Source organism: Alteromonas sp. V450 (assembly GCF_001885075.1).
GTDB lineage: Bacteria > Pseudomonadota > Gammaproteobacteria > Enterobacterales > Alteromonadaceae > Alteromonas.
The window spans coordinates 3,268,629-3,291,006 of the sequence record NZ_MODU01000004.1 but is presented as its reverse complement, the minus strand read 5'-3'; the positions used below and the strand labels follow the sequence as shown (position 1 = coordinate 3,291,006).

Here is a 22,378-nt window from a genome sequence, read left to right as displayed (position 1 = left end):
TACATCATCACTATGACATGCAATTTTGAGTAAAACAGCGCGTATTGGAAGTTGAGCCAAAGCATTACTGGTTTACCACTGTTTTTAAGTTTTTCATAAGGTCTAGCAATTAAAACTAGCACCTAAAATTAACGGGAAGGATTTATGCCCAAGTTACGTTCTGCAACTACCACGCAAGGTAGAAATATGGCGGGAGCTCGTGCCTTATGGCGAGCGACTGGAATGAAAGACTCTGATTTCGGAAAGCCTATTATTGCTATTGCGAACTCATTTACGCAGTTCGTACCTGGGCACGTTCACCTTAAAGACCTCGGTCAGTTGGTGGCGAGAAGTGTTGAGGAAGCGGGTGGTGTTGCAAAAGAGTTCAACACTATCGCGGTGGATGATGGTATCGCCATGGGGCACAGCGGTATGCTGTACAGCCTACCTTCTCGAGAAATCATCGCTGATGCGGTGGAATATATGGTGAACGCACACTGCGCCGACGCCATTGTATGTATCTCTAACTGCGACAAGATCACGCCGGGAATGCTAATGGCGTCTATGCGCTTAAACGTACCGGTAATTTTTGTTTCTGGCGGCCCAATGGAAGCAGGTAAAACAAAGCTTTCAGACCAGCTTATTAAACTGGACTTGGTTGACGCCATGGTAGCGGCAGCAGACGACAAGGTTAGCGATGCTGATACCGACGAAATTGAGCGTTCAGCCTGCCCTACCTGTGGTTCTTGCTCGGGAATGTTCACGGCGAACTCCATGAACTGTTTAACCGAAGCGTTGGGTTTATCCTTGCCGGGCAACGGCTCTATGCTAGCCACGCACGCCGACCGTGAAGGTTTGTTTAAACAAGCGGGTAAACAAATTGTTGAGCTTTGTAAGCGTTACTACGGCGATGATGATGAAAGCGTTCTGCCGCGTAATATTGCCAATTTTAAAGCTTTCGAAAATGCCATGAGCTTAGATATTGCAATGGGTGGTTCAACCAATACCATTTTGCATTTGTTAGCGGCGGCAATGGAAGGTGAAGTGCCTTTCACTATGGATGATATAGATAGGTTGTCTCGCAAAGTGCCTCACCTTTGTAAAGTGGCGCCTTCTACGCCGAAATATCACATGGAAGATGTACACCGAGCGGGTGGCGTATTAGGTATTTTGAATGAGCTAAACAAGGCTGGCTTGCTGAACACCGACGTTAACCACGTTTTAGGTAAACCGCTTACTGACGTTATCAGTGAGTGGGATATCACCAACCCAGAGAATAAAGACGCAATTACTTTCTATCGTGCGGGCCCTGCGGGTATTCGTACCACTAAAGCTTTTAGTCAAGATTGTCGTTGGGATGAAGCCGATGACGACCGCGAAAACGGTTGTATTCGCTCCATCGAAAATGCGTTCAGTCAAGAAGGCGGCCTTGCTGTGCTTTATGGCAACTTGGCAGAAGATGGCTGTATTGTTAAAACCGCTGGTGTGGATGAGTCTATTCTAAAATTCAACGGTACAGCCCGTATCTACGAAAGCCAAGATGATGCGGTAGCAGGTATCCTGGGCGATGAAGTAAAAGCCGGTGATGTAGTCTTTATTCGCTACGAAGGCCCACGTGGCGGCCCTGGTATGCAAGAAATGCTATACCCAACGTCTTACTTGAAATCTAAAGGGTTAGGTAAGCACTGCGCCTTGGTAACAGATGGGCGTTTTAGTGGCGGCACTAGCGGCTTGTCTATTGGCCACTGCTCACCAGAAGCTGCCAGTGGCGGTGGCATTGGCCTAGTGGAAGATGGGGATAAAATTGAAATAGATATCCCTAACAGAAGCATCAACATTGCTATTAGTGATGAAGAACTAGCACAGCGTCGCGCGAAAATGGAAGCCAGCGATAAGCCTTGGAAACCGAAAGATCGCGTACGTGAAGTTTCCACGTCACTTAAAACTTTTGCGGCGTTAGCAACCAGTGCCGACAAAGGCGCAGTACGTGATGTAACTAAGCTGGAAAATTTGTAATGACAGCAACACACGTTAGCGATCACGAGTACTTAAAGAAGATTTTGCTTGCCCCGGTTTACGATGTTGCGGTGGCGAGTGAGTTGTCTTATATGTCGCTGCTTTCGGCCGAACTTGGCAATGAAATTTTTCTTAAACGCGAAGATCAGCAGCCGGTAAAAAGCTTCAAGCTGCGCGGCGCTTATAATCGCATATGCTCGTTAAGCGTTGAACAGCTGCAAGCCGGTGTAATTGGCGCATCGGCAGGTAATCATGCGCAGGGCTTAGCGTACAGCGCAAAAATGAAGGGCATTCAGGCGACTATCGTTATGCCTGAAACTACGCCTGATATTAAGGTAGATGCAGTACGTCGCTTCGGCGGTGAAAACGTGAATGTGGTATTGCATGGCACCAGCTTTGACCAAGCCAGTAACCACGCTAAAGCATTGTGCGAAACCCATGGCTATACCTTTGTTCCGCCTTTTGACGATCCCGATGTCATCGCGGGGCAGGGTACGGTTGCGCGAGAATTGTTAGAACAAAATCCTAATCTTGATATTTTGTTTATTGCCGTTGGCGGCGGAGGTTTAGCCGCGGGTATTGCGGTGTATCTAAAGCAGTTGAAGCCGAGCATTAAAATTGTTGCGGTAGAGTCAGAAGAGTCGGCCTGTTTCATTAAAGCAAAAGCACAAGGCGAGCCTACTGAGCTTGAAAGCGTGGGCATTTTTGCTGACGGCGTTGCGGTTAAAGTGATGGGGCAAGAAACCTTTCGCCTGTGCAATCGTTTAATCGATGAAACCATTACTGTTACCAATGATGAAATATGCGGAGCAATTAAAGATATCTTTGATGACACCCGCGTTATTGCTGAGCCTGCGGGCGCACTGTCGGTGGCGGCAATTCGCAAATATGCTAAGCAACACGACCTCAAAGACAAGAAGCTAGGCGGCATTCTGTGTGGCGCAAACATCAACTTTCACACCCTGCGCTACGTGTCTGAACGTTGTGAATTAGGCGAACAGAAAGAAGCGGTATTTGCAGTTAAAATTCCTGAAACGAAAGGTGCGTTTAAACAGTTTTGCGAGTGCGTTGGGGCAAAAGCGATCACCGAGTTTAACTACCGCTATGCCAGCGAGAGTGAAGCACATATATTCGTGGGCGTTAAGCTTAAAGGCGGTCAGCAAGAGTTTGCTGCACTGCAAAGTGACCTTGAGAGCAAAGGGTATGACTGCGTTAATTTAACCGATAACGAGTTAGCGAAGCTTCATGTTCGTCACATGGTTGGTGGCCGTCCGCCAACTATTCTCAACGAGCAAGTTTTCAGCTTTGAGTTTCCAGAGCGCCCAGGGGCGCTTCTGAACTTCTTAAATACGTTAGGTGAACAGTGGAACATCACGCTATTTCACTACCGTAACCACGGTGCAGCAGAAGGTTTAGTACTGGCAGGGTTTGATATCGCACCAGAAAGTCGAGACGATTTTAACCAGCATGTCGCCGAGTTAGGCTACAAGGTTGAAGAAGTAACGGATAACCCAGCGTATCGCTTTTTCCTGTCACAACCGGCGTAAGGCGTAATCATAAAAGCTATGAAAGTCATTTAGGCAGAAGCATACCAAGGCTTCTACCCCCGTTTTTGCTTTGTATTGCTTCACGTTAAGCGCAGGTTTACCGAGGAGCATTACAAAGTGTCATATTGCATAATGGTATAATTCCAAATATGAAAAAAAAGGCCCATGGAGACGAACTCGCATGGGCCTTTTTTTCGTAAAGTTTGATGTTTATAAAATAATGCGTGGCTAAATTAATGTGCGGAATTTAACGCAACATTTTCAAGGTGCTGCATCATCTCCGGCCATATCAGCGCCATTACGTCTTCGCGCAATGCTTCACATTCCTCAGAATACTTTAAGCTTCCGTCTTTCTCTGAATCTAGCCAATGATTTTCCTTGAGCGCGCTTATAAAGCTCGCTAATACGTTTTTATCATAAAATTCAGGTGAGCTAAGACCATAAAGTGCAGAAAGACGCTCTGCAACTTGCCTGCTTTCTCGCTCAAGTGCACTGCGGCTTATGACCTTCTCTTTATCCAATATAGTCAATACAACAGCATACCGCTGCAGCGTCTCCTGCATACAGCGACTCAACAACCAAGCAGAGTTGAACGCTTTACAGTGTGCATCAGGTGGTAATAATTCCCCGTCTTTTTGACGAAGCAAACCATTATCGAGTAACGCTGTGATGAGCGCGTCGGTGTGTGCTAAGGCTTCGTCTTGCGATAAATGCAAAAATAACTCTTTTTGTAAAAGGGGATACAGCGCAGCGATTAGCTGGAGGATAGAGGGTTTGCTTGCTCCTTTTTTAGCAAAAACCGAAGACATAATTAGTCCTGGCAGAGCGAAAAGGTGCAAAATATTATTGCGATAATAGGTTAAATAAACCGCTGACTTTGGCTGTGGACTAATGAGTCGACCGTAGTCGTCTTCTTCAACGTTAAATCGGCCAAGTTTTAGCGTGTCGCGTAGGAGCGTTTCAGCCGAAACGTCAGGAACTGTTGCATCTTCACTAAACGGTACTGCTTTAAACAGCGTCATAAAGTCACTCAGTGCCCGTTTGAGTTCCGATTCGCTCATTGTTTGGGTTTTCGATGAAAGTAAGCACAACGAGGTCAGAGCCATTCCATTAAGCGCAGCTGCGCGATTTATGCGTGTCATGACATCGTTTGCCAGGGCATTTACCGCAGGGGTTAGCCATGCGGGTTTCTTCTCTGGCTCTGCATCGCGGCATTCTCGCCAGTCAGGTACGTGACTTTCTAAGAATTGACTTAATTGGATAGGTTCACCGAAGTTCACATATCCATGGCCATAATTTTTGAGTTTTTTAATTGCAGAAAACACTTGAAGGTTCGATTCTTTTTCTTTTTTCGAACCTTTTAACTCGTTAAGGTAGCTTTTGACTTCCATAACGTTTTCATACCCGATATAGACCGGCACTATACTTACAGGGCGATTCACGCCTTTCACCATAGCCTGGATCGTCATAGCAAGCATGCCTGTTTTGGGTGGAATAAGTCTACCTGTGCGGCTTCGGCCCCCTTCTGGGTAATACTTAACGCTGTAGCCTTTGTTAAACAATAACTCTAAGTATTCTCGAAAAACGGCAGTGTATAGTTTATTTCCGGCGAAACTGCGACGTAGGAAAAATGCGCCGCCCCGACGGAATACTTTTCCTATAGGCCAGAAGTTTAGATTAATGCCGGCAGCAATGTGAGGTGTAACCATACCTTCGTGATATATCACGTAAGTCAATAATAAATAATCCATGTGACTTCGATGACAAGGTACATAAATTATTTCGTGACCATTGGCGGCCAGCTCTCGAATGCGATCAGCATGACCTACACTTATGCCGTTGTAAATTTTATTCCATATGCGAGTAAGTAGCCTATCGCCAAAGCGAATTAGCCCTTCGCGATAATCAGCAGCAATTTCTGTAATGTAGGATTGCGCCGTTTGTTTTGCTTTTTCGTGAGATACTTTTTTGCTTCGCGATTCCTCGGCGATAGCACGACGAACGGCGTCAGAACCCAATACGCTATTGTTAAGCTCTTGACGTTCCAGCAACATAGGGCCAGTCATACTTTGCCGCTTTCTCTGGAAGTGAGTACTTGCTACGCGAACAAGTTTATGCGCAATGCTTTGATCGCTGCCGTGCTGATTTGACATTGTGCGAGCAGACACTGCTTTTGAATAATTGATGAAGTTATCGCGCCCTAGAAAGAGAACGATGAACAGTTTGCGAAGCCAACTCGGTGCCGCTTTGTCGGCAATTAAGTCACCTAAACCGGGATTACCGCGGCCAGGTGCCCTTCCCCACGTTACGTAGACAGGGACAACCTGCAAATCGAGATTCTCGTGATCACGATGAAGGTGGAATAGCTCCGTAAATACGGCTTCTATATCAGTATCTTTTGCCTCTGCACGGAAGATGGGCTGTGTTTTTCGTAAAAACAATGTTGAGGAATATTCCCGTCCCGCTAATTTAAGCGTTTCAGTGGGGCTTGGAAGCCCTAATGATTGAGCAGACATTCTTAGCGCAAGCTGGTCGGTAATCGAATTAGTGGGTAGCAAATAAACAATAGGTTTGTTTTTGTCTATTCCCAGTTCTGTCTCAACATTCACCGGTATGCTGTGTGCTTTTACCAGAAGCTTAACGGGATAATGAAACACCGATAAGAGTGCCTTTCGCATCCACGACATGAATTATGTGATCCTATGTAATAAAAACGCGCAAAGTATACCACACTGCGCGAATAAACTCGCGTTCAGACTATTATCAATCAGTTTAAGCTCGGTTTGCTGTGAAGCGCATTGCTACGTTACAACGCTCGTAAGCTCCACCGAATTCCTGCATGATTTTAGGACAGTGCGAAAACCCGTTTTTTTCATAAAGATGAATAGCGGCTTCGCACCTCTTATTCGTCAAAAGAAATAGACAGGTAGTGGCTATGTTAGGTGCTTGTGACAAAACGTGTCTTAATAGCGCTTCGCCAACTTTTAACCCTCTTGCACTACTGACTACACCCATTTTAGTTAGTTCAAACACGCCCTCTTTTTTTTTCATAAGCGCACATGTCCCGACCACACCAAGCTCGTTGTGGAGCGCAAACCAAATGTGCCCGCCGGTATCTATAATTTGAGCCTTAGGGCGAGTTATAACGCGCTCGTCAACAGGCTCTAACGTGAACATTTGGCTGATCCATTCTCGATTGATTGTATCGAAATAGGGGGCCAGGTCATCTGAAAATGGCTGAAAGGTGAGCATGGTAATCACCGCTTATCGAGTCGTAACGAACTATTCCGATCGATATGGGGTAAAACCAAATAAAAGCAAGTGACCGTGTTTTTTCGACGGATAACCTAACTTTTAAATAATCCCGATGAAATTCTAAGCATAGGGCATACATTGCGATAGCGTGGGTTTCAACTACCTTTATAGAAGCCGATTGTGATAAGAATGCACGTAAATGAATGAAAAAATCCGTTTGAAAACCATCGATGACTTTATGCTAAGCAGTGAATTGCCATTAGATTTAGACGATTTGATGATGATTTTAGGCGAGGCGTATAGAGTCCCCATTGCTTTTATCGGAATAGTTGGTGAATTTGAAGAAGTAATTAAGGCCAGCTACGGCACTACCATTACACGACTGCCGCGAGAACATACCTTGTGTAATCATGTGGTCGCTTCTAAAAAGGCAATGGTGGTAAGCGATGCGTCGAAAGATGAGCGTTTTAAAGATAATCCGCTAGTGACAGGTGAACCTAATATTTGCTTTTACGCGGGCACCCCTATTGAAGTTGATGAACAAGTTATCGGAGCGGTTTGTCTAATTGACAATGTGCCTAGAGAAATTGATGTTAAACAAATCGACGCCCTGAATCGGATTGGTGGCCTGGTAAGTCAGCATATTTCTCTTTCCCGCGAACATGAAATGCTCAAGCGAGAGCATGGATTAATTGAAAAATCGCCAATTGTGCTAGCAACGTGGCGCTACGACACAACATTGAGACTTGTTCATATTTCCAAAAACTGCGAGCGCGTACTTGGTGTTGATAGTAATGACTTACTCACAGGGATTGTTCAAATCAACGATATTCTCACCAATCATACCGAAGCTGATTTTACGTTTGCGATGCAGGCGCACATGGAAGGCGTAGAGAGTCACACGTGTAGACTGCAAATTTCGACGCCGACGCGCACTATTTGGGTGAGCATGATATCCACTGCCAACTTTAAAGACGATGGTGTGCTTTTTTCAGTGCAAGCATTTTTGTTTGATACCAGCGATCAAAAATATGTTGAAGATAAGCTTAATAAAACGAATATGCGCATGCGTTTGCTGCTTGAAGCTTCTGAGTTAGGAACATGGGATTGGAATTTACAAGCTGATGTAAATCAAGTGAATAAACGGTGGTGCGATATTGTGGGTCTAGAGTATGAATACTACGACACGAGTTCGCGCTTTTTCCGCCAGCTTATTCACCCCGCAGACTATGTTCACGTGGAGAAAATGTTAAATGAGCACCTGACGGGCAAGAGTAAAGTCTTCAACACAACATTTCGAATGAAGCATACGAATGGCAGTTGGGTATGGGTAGAAAGCTATGGAAAGACCGTTGAAACGGATGAGGCTGGAAAGCCAGTAAGGATAGCGGGGATCCACCGAGATATTACTCAACGCATGGAGCGAGAGCTGCACGAGAAAAAGAAAACACAGCTTCTCCAATTTATTAACAAAGCCCGGGCATCATATTTGCAAAATAACGACCTAACTCTTGCTTGCCAGACAATATTGCCCGAGCTGATTGATATTTCAGACAGCCAGTTTGCGTTTATTGCGCAAATGAAAGATCAGGATACACAGCCAAAACTGTTCGTACATGCAATATCAGAAATCACTTGGGACAGTGAAAGCTTAACGCAATACAATGAATACAAGAAGCGCAATCTGTACTTCTCTAACTTTGACAACCTTTTTGGCAGCGTAGTGACCTCTGGCAAGATGACAATTAGCAACGTCGCAGGTAGCCACCCCCATTCTAAAGGTGTCCCTGCCGGCCATCCTCGAATAAGCCGATTTTTGGGCTTGCCCATTTCAGTGAAAGAGCGCGTTGTTGGCATGATAGGTCTAGCTAATAAATTCGAGCCATATACCCACGCTGACGCGGATTTTTTACAGCCGTTGCTAGATGCATTAGCGGGCTTGTTTTACGCTGTCGAACTTGAGGATGCAAGAGCCGTTGCAGAGGAAAAACTGCGGCGTCTGGCGATGACGGACTCGCTTACCGGCTTGTATAATCGAAGAGCGTTTGTTGAAAAGTGCCAAGCATTGACCCATGAAGATAAGCAAGTGAGTGTCGCAGTTATTGATATTGATCACTTCAAGGAAGTCAACGATACCTATGGTCACGACGCAGGCGATCAGGCGCTAATTGCGGTGGCGAACTTAATTGACGAGTTTTATGTTGAGCCAGATATTGTCTCGCGGTTAGGCGGAGAAGAATTTGCGATAGTGTCTGTCTTCGAAACACGAGACCAGGAAGTTGAACGACTCAATAAGCTTCGTGAAGCAATTGAGAAGTGCAAAGTACAATATAAGAAAGATAGTATTTCACTGACAATTAGTATAGGTGCTATGTTTGTTGATAGTACTTACCATGTCGATTTTAGCCATCTCCTCTCCCAGGCTGATAAATTACTCTACCAAGCAAAAACAATGGGCCGCAACCGCGTGATGTGCCAACAATAATCAGAGCAGGCGTCAAACACTTACAACGCACATACCGCTTGTGATTTATTTTTAGGTGTATATACTTACAGGAACTGTATGAACAGACAGGTCTTTTATGCGCCCATTAACAGCTAGACAATCAGAAGTTTTAGAACTAATCAAAACAACGATGCAAGATACGGGAATGCCGCCAACGAGAGCGGAAATTGCCAGAGAGCTTGGTTTTCGCTCAGCGAACGCTGCTGAGGAGCACCTTAAAGCACTAGCGCGTAAAGGTGTGATAGAAATTTTGCCTGGAACCTCGCGTGGTATAAAGCTAAACATACCATTAGACGACGAAAGCGCGGAAGAAGAGGGGTTACCGTTAATTGGGCGCGTTGCAGCAGGCGAACCCATTCTGGCGCAAGAGCACGTTGAATCGCATTACAAGGTGGATCCTGCATTATTTAGTCCTCATGCTGACTTTTTGCTTCGCGTGAGCGGAATGAGTATGAAAGATATTGGCATTTTAGATGGTGACCTGTTGGCAGTGCACAGAACTACAGACGTTCGCAACGGACAGGTGGTTGTTGCGCGTGTTGACGAAGACGTCACGGTTAAACGTCTAGAACGACGAGGCGCAGAGGTTTTACTGCACGCTGAAAATGAAGAGTTTTCTCCAATCAAAGTTGACCTTGCTTCGGAACCTTTTGCGATAGAAGGGATAGCGGTTGGTGTTATTAGAAACGCTGACTGGATGTAGTCCCTTAATTTCAATTTATGACCTTTAAGCAAAAGCGGCAATATAGCCGCTTTTTTTATGCGTTAATTGCCCTGATTTAGTGCAAATTTCCTAAGTTAGCATGGGATTATGTGTTTCTTAATAAAGGCTGCTAGTAGCAATTTTATCCGCAAAGCAGTGACAGCACCGAACTGCAACTTTCCCCTCTTTTACATCGCTAAACTTATTTGGCTTATTTAATTCGCCTTTCTTTTCTCTGTTAGCTTTTGATTTCAGGAAGGTTTTTGTTATCGAAAGCTTTTTGTCTAGTTTCTAATTCATTGTGTTAAAAATACGGTCGTTTGACCAAACGCCGGGGTAACTTCGAAAGTGTTAAGGATAACGTACAGCATAGTTTGATTAAATTTTAACCGTTTCGTTAAATTTTTAACAGAAAAGACTAGACGGCACGTCATTATTGCGCAATTCTTAAGCAGAGATTAACAAAATAATAACAATGACTCTAAATTTGTTTTACAAATTGAGGTTATGGGTCAAACGTTCGCAACCATCTGGTAGGGACAGCGCGCATCAACATTTAGCGTTAATGGTTCTACCATTACGGAGGTGCTGAGTGAAACAAGTAACGACCGTCATAACAAAAGGGCTAATACGCTTATCGCTTTTGTTTTTTTCTTTTTCTGTGTTCGCGCAAGATTCAGGAGGAGAAAACTCCTCTGTCAATTTACGACGCGGCGCGACAGATATAAGTGGGCAGGTTTACGATCTGCATATGCTTATGTTTTTTATCTGTGTTGGTATTGCTGTTGTAGTCTTTGGCGTAATGTTCGCGTCAATGTACTTGCATAGAAAGTCCAGGGGCGCCAAGCCCGCCAACTTTCACGAAAATGTAAAAGTTGAAATTGCATGGACCGTTGTTCCTTTCCTTATTCTTATTTTTATGGCCATTCCTGCTGCCAATACGCTTATCGCAATGGAGGACACCTCTGAACCGGATATGACGGTATTGGTTACGGGTTCTCAGTGGAAGTGGCACTACAAATATATGGATAGTGACGTTGAGTTTTATTCCCTGCTTGCTACGCAAAGAGAGCAAATAGAGAACAAATTCGAAAAAACTGACAACTATCTGCTTGAAGTGGACCGTCCGTTAGTTATTCCGACAGGTAAAAAAGTTCGCTTTTTGATTACCTCTGATGACGTTATCCACTCGTGGTGGGTGCCCGATTTCGCAGTTAAGAAAGACGCAAACCCAGGCTTTATTAATGAAACTTGGACTAACGTTAACGAACCAGGGATCTACAGAGGTCAATGTGCCGAATTATGCGGAAAAGACCACGGCTATATGCCCGTAGTCGTTATTGCTAAAGAGCCTGCTGAATTTGACGCGTGGATGAGCGAACAAGAAGAAATTGTGCGTCAAGCGAAGGAAGAGGAACAACGCCTCTTATCGATGAACATGTCTATGGACGAATTGATGAAAGAAGGCGAGCGTGTTTATAACGCCACATGTGCTGCGTGTCACATGCCTAATGGTGAAGGGCTACCGGGCGTATTCCCAGCGCTAAAAGGCAGCAAAATGGCGCTTGAAGATCAAAAAGGACATATAGAAATAGTATTAAACGGAAAGTCAGGTACCGCTATGCAGGCGTTCAGCAAAATGCTTAGCCTTAAAGAAATTGCAGCGGTAGTGACATACGAAAGAAATGCGTGGGGCAATAACACTGGCGATATGGTGCAAGCGAAAGATGTTAATGCCATAGCAACAGGAAACTAGGAGCGAATAATGAGCAAAGCAACAAATGTTATGTCGCCTGATGCAACTGCGCACCACGACGACCACGAACATCACGACCATATACCTAAAGGTATAACGCGGTGGTTGTTTACCACAAATCACAAAGATATCGGCACCCTTTATTTGTGGTTCGCCTTTATTATGTTTTTGGTAGGCGGCGCAATGGCTATGGTGATCCGTGCTGAATTGTTTCAGCCTGGATTACAAATTGTAGAGCCCAATTTTTTCAACCAAATGACTACTGTGCATGGCCTTATTATGGTGTTTGGCGCCGTAATGCCTGCATTTACTGGCTTGGCGAACTGGCTTATTCCTATGATGATTGGTGCGCCTGATATGGCCTTGCCTAGGATGAACAACTGGAGCTTTTGGATATTACCTGGCGCGTTCCTTATCCTTTTAAGCTCGCTATTTTTAGAAGGCGGTGGTCCGGCATTTGGTTGGACATTCTATGCCCCCTTGTCGACAACATATAGCGGTGACTCTACGGCACTGTTCGTGTTCTCTGTACACATTATGGGTATATCATCCATCATGGGTGCAATTAACGTGATCGTTACCATATTTAATATGCGTGCCCCGGGCATGACGTGGATGAAAATGCCGCTGTTTGTTTGGACATGGCTAATTACCGCATTTTTGCTCATTGCCGTCATGCCTGTGCTGGCCGGTGCGGTCACTATGGTGCTAACCGATAAATTTTTTGGAACAAGTTTTTTCGACGCGGCCGGCGGTGGAGATCCGGTCATGTTTCAGCATATCTTTTGGTTCTTTGGGCACCCTGAAGTTTACATCATGATTTTGCCTGCTTTTGGCATCATTTCACAAATTGTCCCTACGTTTTCGCGCAAGAAGTTGTTTGGTTATGCGTCTATGGTTTACGCCACTGCATCAATAGCCTTGCTGTCTTTTGTGGTTTGGGCGCATCATATGTTTACCACCGGTATGCCTGTTTACATGGAAATGTTTTTTATGTTTGCAACCATGCTGATATCGGTGCCTACCGGCGTAAAAGTGTTTAACTGGGTAGCTACTATGTGGCGAGGCTCGTTAAGTTTTGAAATGCCGATGCTGTTCGCTATTGCCTTCATTGTATTGTTTACAATAGGTGGGTTATCAGGACTAATGCTGGCGATAACGCCCGTCGACTTTCAATATCACGATACCTATTTTGTGGTTGCCCATTTCCATTATGTGCTGGTGACAGGTGCGGTATTTTCGATTATGGCGGCTGTCTACTATTGGTTACCAAAGTGGACAGGAAAAATGTACGATCAAACGTTAGCTAAATGGCATTTTTGGTGCTCTCTCATTTCAGTGAACGTTTTGTTTTTCCCTATGCACTTTGTTGGTTTAGCAGGTATGCCTCGTCGTATCCCAGACTATGCATTGCAGTTTGCTGATTTTAACAAGTGGATAAGTTTAGGCGGCTTTGCTTTTGGATTATCTCAGTTAATTTTTCTCGCGCTCTTAATAAAAGCGTGCAAAAAACAAGGTGAACCAGTGTCTCCACAAGTGTGGGATGGTGCAGAAGGCTTAGAGTGGGAAATACCGTCTCCGGCGCCCTATCACACCTTTGAAACGCCGCCTGTAGTGAAATAGTACACAGCGCTTAGCGCAATGTCGCTAGGCGCTTTGCTTTTAGGGGGGACAAGATGACGCAACAAAATGCAAACAACAAAATGGTCGTAAAGCTGGTTTTCATTGTGCTAGGCATGTTTGGATTTGGCTTTGCTTTGGTGCCTTTGTATGACGTATTTTGCGACGTTACTGGGATAAATGGGAAAACAGAGAACACTGCGGCTGTTTATCAATCAATAGATATTGATAAAACCAGAGAAGTGACCGTTGAGTTTATTACTCGCACAAACTCAGGCATGCCTTGGGAATTTCGGGCTGAAACAAAGCGGGTGAAAGTGCATCCCGGCGAGCTCAATACGGTGTCGTTCTATGTGAGAAACCCGGCGTCGAGCAATATAGTGGCACAAGCCATACCCTCAGTATCACCGGGCACGGCAGCAATATATTTAAATAAAACAGAGTGTTTTTGCTTTAATCAGCAGCCACTAGAGGCTGGCAGTGAAGCTTATATGCCTATGCAGTTCTATGTCGACCCACAGATACCGAAAGACATTACTTATTTTACATTGCAGTACACACTTTATGACGTCACAGCGCGAGCCAGTGACCTAACGACAACACCGAATCCTTTTATGACAGACGCGCCAAAAACGGGCGAATAAACAAAGGGGATAAGGAGAAAATAATGCAGCAAGAATATCAAAAATATTATGTACCCGCGCAAAGCCCTTGGCCCATCGTTGGTGCTGTAGCGCTGTTTCTAATAGCAGTGGGCGCTGGTAACTATGTAGTAGAAGCCACTAAGGGTGAATCAGGCTACGGAGGCCACGTTTTATTGGCCGGCGTCGCCGTATTACTTTTTATGTTAGTAGGCTGGTTTAAAAACCAAATTGATGAATCGATGGCCGGGTTGTATAGCGACCAGCTAGGGCGCTCGTATCGTCAAGGCATGAGCTGGTTTATCTTCTCTGAAGTTATGTTCTTTGCTGCGTTTTTTGGTGCTCTATATTACGCAAGATTCATATCAGTGCCCTGGCTTGGAGGTGCGTCGAATAATGCGATGACAAATGAGGTGTTGTGGCCAGCGTTTGAAGCTATGTGGCCATTAGTTAGTACGCCTGGTGGGACGACAACACAAGAGATGAGCGCTGCAGGCCTGCCGACAATCAATACCATTATATTACTGATATCTTCAGTAACGCTGCACTTTGCTCACGTGGGGCTTGAGCAAAATAAGCGTAAACAGCTTACGGTTATGTTAGGCGCCACAATTTTGCTTGGCTGTATCTTTTTGTTTCTTCAAGTCGAGGAATATATTCACGCGTATCAAGATCTTGGGTTAACCCTGCAATCGGGCATCTATGGCAACACATTTTTCATGCTCACAGGGTTTCACGGTATGCACGTTACCTTAGGAACCATAATTCTGCTTGTATTGTTTTTTAGAATACTTAAAGGGCATTTTACGCCTGAGAATCATTTCGCATTTCAGGCAGGGAGCTGGTACTGGCACTTTGTCGACGTTGTGTGGGTAATGCTCTATATCTTTGTTTATGTACTTTGATTCGATAGCACCAAGCCCTAGTAGGGCCTTGGGTTTGGTGTTATTAAACCCGTGCCAATAGCGATAAGAATAAGCACAACAATCACAACAGAAGTGAGTACTCGTCTACCGATATATTTGCTCATTGGACCGTGTGTTGGGTCGTTTTTCATCATGATTCGCATAGCCAAAAATAAGTTAACAATCATGTAGATAACTAATGCAACAAGAATGATTTTTATCAGCATAATAATCTCTTTTTTATTATTGGTTTTGTAAGGTCTGCTAACTATGACACAGCGCTCAAGTACATTCCTACCTTGGCTTATCACCGGGCTTAGTGTGCTGGCGATGTGTGCATTAGGTTATTGGCAATTGGAGCGTATGGTTTATAAGCAACAGCGTTTAGCTAGCATAGCGCAAAAATCAGCCAATGAAAGCCTGAGTTTAAACGAAGCGTTATCTCAGCAAGACCCTCGCGATGTTGCTGTTGTATTTGAAGGTGTGCCGAACGCGTTAAACATGCTCATGCTGGATAATCAGATTCATAATGGCCAAGTAGGGTTTGACATTTTGGCGCCAGTAAAGACAAATTTGGGATGGATTTTAGTTAACTATGGATGGGTGAAAGCGCCAAATCTCTCTCGTAGCTTACCTTCTGTGGAGCTTGATAGCGGTCTTCAACGCTTTACTGGTGTTATAACAAGGCCAGAAAAAAATCCATTAGTACAAGAGACCAACACAGCGCAATTTTCTTATCCCGCGCTTATACAAGAAATCAATGTTGAAATGTTAAGTAAGCAGTTCGGTCATGGACTTTCAACCTATGTAATACAACTTACCACTGAAGATCCAGCGTTCATACGTGAATATCAGCCTGTTGTGATGCCTCCAGAGAAACACCTTGGTTACGCAGTACAATGGTTCGGTTTAGCTATCGCCGCTGCGGCTATTGGTGGATTTGCAATCAGTAAAAAAGGACGAAGTAATGCGTGATACAGAGTCTAAAAACAATATAGCATCTAAAAAAACACTGCTCATTATGATAGCGGTTTTTGTATTACCGGTCATCATGGCCAAGTTAGCACTTGAGAATGATTGGTTTAACAAAGCTGCAACCAACAAGGGCCACCTGCTATCGCCTACGGTGAGCATGGCTGCTCTGCTTGATACAAAAACCCCTAAATGGCGTCTTATGTATATTATGCCCTCGCAGTGTAACGCTGTTTGTGAAAATGCATTGTTTAGTATTAATCAGGTTTGGCTTGCGTTAGGGAAAGAGTCTGATCGCGCACAGGCGTTAGTTATTACCACTGAAAAGAGTGATAAAACGGCGTTGCGCTCCCTTGCTGACTATCCAAATGTTGAAACGCTTAGCGTAGCATCGACGGTGGTAAAAGACTTGCTGACATCTGATAGCGTTTATGTAGTGGATACACAGAACAACGCAATGCTTTTTTATCAAATTAATCAAAGCAGAGACAGCGCTGTAATGGAAAGCCGAAATATGCTCGCTGATATTCGTAAGCTTCTTAAACTATCGCGTATAGGATGAATATGATGAAGAAATTAACGCTATTCAGCCTTGCCCTTGCAGCGGTGGTCATTATTCTTGGTGCATACACAAGACTTACGGATGCAGGGTTAGGATGTCCGGATTGGCCTGGCTGTTATGGGAGTTTGACTGTTCCTTTGAGTGAAGAAAAGGTGGCAGCTGCCAACCAAGCCTATCCCGAGCGACCTGTGGAATCATTTAAAGCTTGGAACGAGATGATACACAGGTATTTTGCTGGTACGCTGGGTCTTTGTGTCCTTGCTATTGCTATTTTAGCCGTACGTCAACGCAAACAAGGCACACCGCTAAAACTTCCCTTACTGCTTTTAGGCCTTATTATCTTCCAGGCTGCACTAGGAATGTGGACCGTCACACTTAACCTTCTTCCTGTCGTAGTGATGGGGCACTTATTAGGCGGGTTTTCGGTAATTTCGTGTTTATTTGTTCTGTATTTAAGGCTACGCGAACGAGAAGAAAAAAGTGAGCTTGGTGACGGTGCGCTTGATGATTCTGCAAAACTAGCGACGCTTTCCCGTTTGCGAAATTTTGCACTTTTGGGCATAGCCGTGTTAGTGGTTCAGATTGGCCTTGGTGGATGGACCTCTGCCAACTATGCCGCATTAGCCTGTACAGAGTTGCCAGTATGTGAAGACGGGTGGCAGCAACGATTAGATTTTGAAGGGGCGTTCAGCGTTCCCGATGCAGAAAATTATGAATTTGGCGCTCACGACTATGGAGAGCGTGTCACTATTCATGTAGTGCATCGCTTCGGTGCCCTAATTACAACGGTTTATTTACTTGCGCTTGGCCTTACGGTTTTGCGCAACAAACTAGGCTCAACGAAACAAAAGCAAATTGCTCGTCTTATGTTGGGCTTTTTAGCTATTCAGGTGGGTTTAGGCCTGAGTAATATTATTTTCATGCTTCCTCTTGCGGTAGCAGTGATGCATAACGCTGTGGCTGCTGCGCTTTTAATGTCCTTAATTTATTTAGTTTATTCACTGGCTGGCCCCTATTTCTTCGCGAGGCCCGTCGCCAATTACCACGCGCATAGTTCCGCGAATTCTTCGCACATTCTTACTAAGGTAACGGGAGGTTTCCATGGCTAAATCAGTATCGATTGGTTCTCGACTATCACGTAATCAAAAGGCTGCTTCTTGGCGGGATTATTACGAAATGACCAAGCCTAACGTAGTGATGTTGTTACTACTTACTGCTTTAGTTGGAATGTGCTTAGCAACACCAACCTGGGTAGACGCGCTCACTCTAATAAGTGGCTTAGCAGGCATTGGTATGTTATCCGCGTCAGCAGCGGTAATAAATCATGTTGTAGACCACCGCATAGACAGCATGATGGCGAGAACATTTAACAGACCCGTGGCGAAAGGGAAGGTAAGCGTTCACAGTGCGCTAGTATTTGCTTCGCTTTTAGGGTGCGTTGGCTTTATCGTGCTAGCTACATGGGTAAATATGCTAACTGCATGGCTTACACTAGCCAGTCTTGTAGGGTACGCATTTGTCTACACAATGTATTTAAAGCGTGCTACACCACAAAATATTGTTATAGGTGGGTTAGCGGGTGCTGCGCCCCCTTTACTTGGATGGACAGCTGTAACGGGTGAAGTTCATGCTCACGCGTTGTTACTTGTACTGATCATCTTTACTTGGACCCCACCTCATTTTTGGGCGTTAGCGATTCATCGGGAAAAAGACTACGCAAAAGCGCAAGTACCTATGCTGCCGGTAACTCACGGTGTTGCGTTTACTAAAACCTCGGTACTATTGTATACAGTACTGCTTGGTTTAGTGTGTTTATTGCCGTATCTCATCGGAATGAGTGATCTTATTTATCTCATTGGTTCAAGCATTCTAAATATAGGCTTTTTATATTACGCACTAAAGCTAAAATTTGACGCTGACGCACAAACAGCTATAAAAACTTTTAGGTTTTCAATTATTCATCTCATGGTATTGTTTGTAGTATTACTTTTAGACCATTACATTCCGCTGAGTTTATGAATCAACGTTTTATAGTTGGCAGTGTTGCATTTATTGCACTGTGCGCAGGCATTGTTGGTGCTCTGTATATTGCACCACCTAGCGACGGTCCTGTCGCTAGCCCTCAGTATTTTCAAAGCTACCCCGAGCCACGAGCTGTCGAACCATTTTCGCTGACTGACAATAAAGGAAACCCGTTTAATAAGAAAAGATTGTTTGGCCAGTGGAGCCTCGTTTTTGTGGGTTACACCTTTTGCCCCGACATTTGTCCTACAACCATGGCAGAGTTAAATGGAATTTATCCACAACTCAAAGCGATTGGCGGTACTAATCCTATTCGTGTTGTTTTTGTATCTATTGATCCAAATCGGGACTCAGTGGAGCGACTTGATGAATACGTAAGTTACTTTAATAGCGATTTTTTAGCTGTCACAGGGGAGCACAAAGAACTGTTTCCTTTTGTTCGCAATTTGGGCATGATGTACGCAATAGCAGAGAGTACTGACAACCCAAACTACCTGGTTGACCACAGTGCATCCGTTGTACTTGTCGACCCACAGGCTCGGGTGATAGGGAGATTTAAGCCTAAACGAGAGCCTGGAAAACTGTCGATAAGTGATCCTCAGGAAATATTGGCTGATATGCCAATCATAATCTCGAAGTAGCAGTATGGATATCAAAATCAGGCAAGGAGTAGCTACCGATGTTGCTCACACTACACCCCTTATTCTTAATGCGGCCGAATCTTTGTTAACCGCAATTTTTGGCCATAATACAAACAAAACGGCGGAAGGCTACCTTGCTCATGCGTGGCAACAGGGCGGCGGGCAGTACGGTTTTAAAAACCATTGGGTGGCTGTTAACAAAAGCGACGACAGTCATGTTATTGGGGTTGTTACCGCTTGGCACAGTAAACTCGGCGCTGCATTTGACCGCGCTACGCTAGATAGCATCACTTCCTATTTTACCCTTGACGAGGCAATGACGGTACTGATGCGAAATCAAACCGTAGCGGTAAACCTTACACCACCAACAAATACTGAGTTAATGATAGGGCACCTTTCGGTGGCGAAAGCCGGCATGGGCAAAGGGGTTGGTTCTGCATTAGTGGATCACATGCAGGCGCGAGCTCAAAAACTGAAAAAGCGAAAGCTAGTGCTTGATGTAGAGATCACAAATATAGATGCAATTCGCTTCTATCAAAAAAACAACTTTACTGAAGAGTCAATTAATAAGGGCTTTATACGTTTTTCAAAGCCTGTATAGGTAAACGTTTACTTATATAAGCAAATCAGTGACTTAATCAGGGTAATTGCCGTTATCATCGCTCACAAAAAACGGCGTGGAGTACCAGTAATAACGCCCCGGTTGTGATACGGATGGTGCTGTGCAATTGACTCTTGAACGTCCAACGGGAAGAGATTCTGACAACGTATACGTCAAAACGTTGCGCTGTATATTGGTTTCGACCGTTTTACCAGCGAAAAAGCAATTGAGTTGGGAGAGCCTCACATCATTGTTGTTAATAGTTAGCGAAATAGGTTGGCTCAATTTTTTGCCTCTTAGTCTTGGCTCGGTAAACGTAGAATGAGTGACTGGCATGGCTAAGCTATTGAGCTTGGTTTTTAAGGTATTCAGGTTTGCATAGGGCCCTGCAGCAGGAAAACGCGGAAGTGACTGCATGTTGCTATGTAAGCCAACGGCCCCAGAATGCTGTCCGAATCCGATATATCCTTCATCCAAAAGCTTTTTCGTTAGCGCTGTATTGTATTCCCCAAAAGGATAAGCAAGATACTTAAGACTTTGCCCCGTTTCAGCAAAAATAATTTCTTCTGCTTTTTCAACGTTTTCCCACACGCATTCCAGCCATTCTTCTTCGCTCATACGGCTTTCACCATTAAGCATATGTAAATGGTCTAGGGTGTGATTCGCAAAGGCAGCCCCTTCTTTTTGCATCATTTTGACTTGATCCCAAGTGAGTTGATTAGGACCTACGCCTATTTCACCAGGGTTAATAAATACCGTATAAGGAAAGTGCATTGCACTTAGAATGGGATGTGCATTGTCGAGTATATTGGCATAGCCATCATCAAACGTAATGGCAACCGCATTATCGGGTAGCGGCTTTTTGTTTTTTAGCGCATTAACGACCTGCTCTAGGCTCACAACGCTGTGATGTTCGCGCAAATATTCCATATGGCGCTTGAATATGTCAGGTGTAACACTTGTGCTGGCAGGAGTTTCATCTGATACGTGATGGTAAAGTAAGATTGCCGCGTTAATTTGGCTGCTTTTTTCTTGTGCGTAAACAAAGTGTGGGTGAAGACCCACAGCACTTACAAGTATCATAACGCTCAGGCAACGCTTTGCTAGGTTGTATGAAGCTATAGTGTTCGAGACGTCGATTAGCGGTATTGTTGCCCATCTTTTTATGCTCTCAAGCATGATACACTCTCCCTATTCAATGCAACGATATCTTAGCGAATACTTCGTGTTTCATCGATTGCAGCCATTTTTTTTATACCTGATTCATGTTGAAAGATCATTCATGCTAAACCGAAACAAAAACGTGCTCTCTCTTTTTGATGATCATACACGCTTGTTAACGCTTGCGCTTCCAATGATTTTTGCCAATATCACAACGCCATTATTGGGTCTTGTCGATACAGCAGTACTTGGTCATATGAGCACATCAGCAATGCTTGCAGGGGCATCGGTTGGCGCGCTTATTCTTACACAGATTTATTGGGTGTGTGGTTTTTTGAGAATGTCATCGACAGGGCTAAGTGCGCAGGCAAAGGGCACTGTGGATACGGTTTACGACTCTGCAAAAGTGCTGTGGCAGACAATGTCAATAGCGTTAATTATAGGTCTCGTTATATTTTCCCTTCAAGGTCCAATTTTATCTTTGGGGATTTATTTTTCTGATCCTAGCAGCGAAGTAAATGCTCACTTAAAGTCATATTTTCTTGTGCGTGTTTGGGGCGCTCCTGCTGCGTTGTTGAACTTGTCTTTAATCGGTTGGCTGGTAGGACAACAAAAAACTCGCACGGTAATGATGATCCAGATAACGGGGAATCTGATGAATGCAATGTTAGACATTGCGTTTGTTTTTGGAATGGGGTTTTCTGTATCAGGCGTTGCACTAGCCAGTGTATTGGCCGAGTACAGCATGATGCTGATGGGTTTATACGTAGCACTTAAACATATACGCGGCCAAATGCCACAGCCAGTATGGTTTAATCGTGCCGCACGCAAAGTGTTAATGAAACTGAACGGCGATATGTTACTGCGTAATTTAGCCCTACAGGGATGCTTAGCATTCTTAACGTTTCAAGGTGCCCGCTATGGTGAAACCTCTGCGGCGATAAACGCGATACTCATGCAATTCTTTGTACTCATCGCCTTAGGGCTCGATGGTATTGCCTATGGTGTTGAAGCGTTAGTTGGTGAGGCAAAAGGCGCTGATAATGAAAAAGGAATAAAGGCACGTACCTATCAGGGATTGTGGTGGTCTTCCGTTTTTGCACTTGGGTACAGTGCGGTCTTTTTCTTATTTGGCAAAGACATAATTAGCCTATTAACTGAGCACCAGCATATTGTGAATGCTGCCCAAACCTATTTGCCGTTAATGGTTTTGCTGCCTTTATTGGCACACTGGTGCTTCTTATTCGATGGTGTTTTTGTTGGGCTAATGCGAGCAAGTGCGATGCGCAATACCATGCTATTTAGCGCTATTATGGTTTTCTTTCCGGTGTGGTACGCAACTGAGCATCAAGAAAATGTTAGCTTATGGTATGCACTGCTGGCGTTTCTTCTTGCTCGAGGTGTATCTCTAGGCGTCAGCTTTTTTCGCTTGGGAAAGCGACACGAATTATGTTGCGATAAAGAGCGGCAAAACACATAGCTTGTAAATGT

General features: G+C 44.5%; 19 protein-coding genes. 15 read left to right on the top strand and 4 right to left on the bottom strand.

From position 1 onward, the window contains the following. Positions 1–144: 144 nt before the first annotated feature. The gene (ilvD, locus tag BK026_RS14415; RefSeq protein WP_071816478.1) at positions 145–1,995 is read left to right on the top strand and encodes a dihydroxy-acid dehydratase; all 1,851 of its coding nucleotides are present in this window, start codon (positions 145–147) and stop codon (positions 1,993–1,995) included. Further along, complete coding sequence (gene ilvA, locus BK026_RS14410; RefSeq protein WP_071816477.1) at positions 1,995–3,542, top strand: threonine ammonia-lyase, biosynthetic; 1,548 nt, start codon at positions 1,995–1,997, stop codon at positions 3,540–3,542. The genes ilvD and ilvA overlap by 1 nt, the downstream gene beginning before the upstream one ends. A gap of 233 nt (positions 3,543–3,775) precedes the next feature. On the opposite strand, the gene plsB is transcribed toward ilvA, so the two are convergent. Beyond that, entirely contained in the window at positions 3,776–6,229 is a 2,454-nt protein-coding gene (gene plsB, locus BK026_RS14405; protein WP_071816476.1) for a glycerol-3-phosphate 1-O-acyltransferase PlsB, read from the bottom strand. A gap of 85 nt (positions 6,230–6,314) precedes the next feature. Next, positions 6,315–6,794, bottom strand: coding sequence for a GNAT family N-acetyltransferase (locus BK026_RS14400; RefSeq protein ID WP_071816475.1), 480 nt, complete (start codon positions 6,792–6,794; stop codon positions 6,315–6,317). Between the two features lie 202 nt (positions 6,795–6,996). Between BK026_RS14400 and BK026_RS14395 the strand changes: the two genes are divergently transcribed. The 6 genes from BK026_RS14395 (at position 6,997) to BK026_RS14370 (ending at position 14,928) form a co-directional block, all read left to right on the top strand. Beyond that, positions 6,997–9,282 carry a diguanylate cyclase gene (locus BK026_RS14395; protein ID WP_071816474.1) on the top strand — a complete coding sequence of 762 codons (2,286 nt, stop codon included), beginning with the start codon at positions 6,997–6,999 and terminating at the stop codon, positions 9,280–9,282. Between the two features lie 97 nt (positions 9,283–9,379). Beyond that, positions 9,380–10,006, top strand: coding sequence for a transcriptional repressor LexA (gene lexA, locus BK026_RS14390; RefSeq protein ID WP_071816473.1), 627 nt, complete (start codon positions 9,380–9,382; stop codon positions 10,004–10,006). A gap of 592 nt (positions 10,007–10,598) precedes the next feature. Further along, the gene (gene coxB / locus BK026_RS14385) at positions 10,599–11,762 is read left to right on the top strand and encodes a cytochrome c oxidase subunit II (protein ID WP_071816472.1); all 1,164 of its coding nucleotides are present in this window, start codon (positions 10,599–10,601) and stop codon (positions 11,760–11,762) included. 9 nt (positions 11,763–11,771) lie between these two features. Further along, the gene (gene ctaD / locus BK026_RS14380; protein WP_071816471.1) at positions 11,772–13,385 is read left to right on the top strand and encodes a cytochrome c oxidase subunit I; all 1,614 of its coding nucleotides are present in this window, start codon (positions 11,772–11,774) and stop codon (positions 13,383–13,385) included. A gap of 53 nt (positions 13,386–13,438) precedes the next feature. Then, positions 13,439–14,026: a cytochrome c oxidase assembly protein gene (locus BK026_RS14375; protein ID WP_071816470.1), complete on the top strand. Its 588-nt coding sequence runs from the start codon at positions 13,439–13,441 to the stop codon at positions 14,024–14,026. A gap of 23 nt (positions 14,027–14,049) precedes the next feature. Continuing rightward, positions 14,050–14,928 (top strand): cytochrome c oxidase subunit 3, encoded by an 879-nt coding sequence (locus tag BK026_RS14370; RefSeq protein ID WP_177247918.1) that lies wholly within the window; start codon positions 14,050–14,052, stop codon positions 14,926–14,928. 17 nt (positions 14,929–14,945) lie between these two features. Here BK026_RS14370 and BK026_RS14365 read toward each other — a convergent pair whose 3' ends face one another. Then, complete coding sequence (locus tag BK026_RS14365) at positions 14,946–15,155, bottom strand: DUF2909 domain-containing protein (protein ID WP_071816468.1); 210 nt, start codon at positions 15,153–15,155, stop codon at positions 14,946–14,948. A 43-nt stretch (positions 15,156–15,198) separates the two neighbouring features. On the opposite strand from BK026_RS14365, the gene BK026_RS14360 reads away from it, so the two are divergent. Genes BK026_RS14360 through BK026_RS14335 form a run of 6 tightly spaced genes read left to right on the top strand, consistent with a single transcriptional unit; the run spans position 15,199 to position 19,726 of the window. After that, on the top strand, positions 15,199–15,903 hold the full coding sequence (locus BK026_RS14360; protein WP_071816467.1) for an SURF1 family protein: 705 nt from the start codon (positions 15,199–15,201) through the stop codon (positions 15,901–15,903). After that, complete coding sequence (locus BK026_RS14355; RefSeq protein ID WP_071816466.1) at positions 15,896–16,462, top strand: hypothetical protein; 567 nt, start codon at positions 15,896–15,898, stop codon at positions 16,460–16,462. The genes BK026_RS14360 and BK026_RS14355 overlap by 8 nt, the downstream gene beginning before the upstream one ends. 5 nt (positions 16,463–16,467) lie before the next feature. Next, entirely contained in the window at positions 16,468–17,571 is a 1,104-nt protein-coding gene (locus BK026_RS14350) for a heme A synthase (RefSeq protein WP_071817685.1), read from the top strand. Continuing rightward, the gene (cyoE, locus tag BK026_RS14345) at positions 17,564–18,481 is read left to right on the top strand and encodes a heme o synthase (protein ID WP_071816465.1); all 918 of its coding nucleotides are present in this window, start codon (positions 17,564–17,566) and stop codon (positions 18,479–18,481) included. Before BK026_RS14350 ends, cyoE begins: the two co-directional genes overlap by 8 nt. After that, positions 18,478–19,125, top strand: coding sequence for an SCO family protein (locus tag BK026_RS14340; RefSeq protein ID WP_071816464.1), 648 nt, complete (start codon positions 18,478–18,480; stop codon positions 19,123–19,125). Before cyoE ends, BK026_RS14340 begins: the two co-directional genes overlap by 4 nt. A 4-nt stretch (positions 19,126–19,129) precedes the next feature. Further along, positions 19,130–19,726: a GNAT family N-acetyltransferase gene (locus BK026_RS14335; protein WP_071816463.1), complete on the top strand. Its 597-nt coding sequence runs from the start codon at positions 19,130–19,132 to the stop codon at positions 19,724–19,726. A 33-nt stretch (positions 19,727–19,759) separates the two neighbouring features. On the opposite strand, the gene BK026_RS14330 is transcribed toward BK026_RS14335, so the two are convergent. Next, the gene (locus tag BK026_RS14330) at positions 19,760–20,905 is read right to left on the bottom strand and encodes a polysaccharide deacetylase family protein (RefSeq protein WP_083575096.1); all 1,146 of its coding nucleotides are present in this window, start codon (positions 20,903–20,905) and stop codon (positions 19,760–19,762) included. Between the two features lie 103 nt (positions 20,906–21,008). On the opposite strand from BK026_RS14330, the gene BK026_RS14325 reads away from it, so the two are divergent. Continuing rightward, on the top strand, positions 21,009–22,367 hold the full coding sequence (locus BK026_RS14325; RefSeq protein ID WP_071817684.1) for an MATE family efflux transporter: 1,359 nt from the start codon (positions 21,009–21,011) through the stop codon (positions 22,365–22,367). Positions 22,368–22,378: the final 11 nt, after the last annotated feature.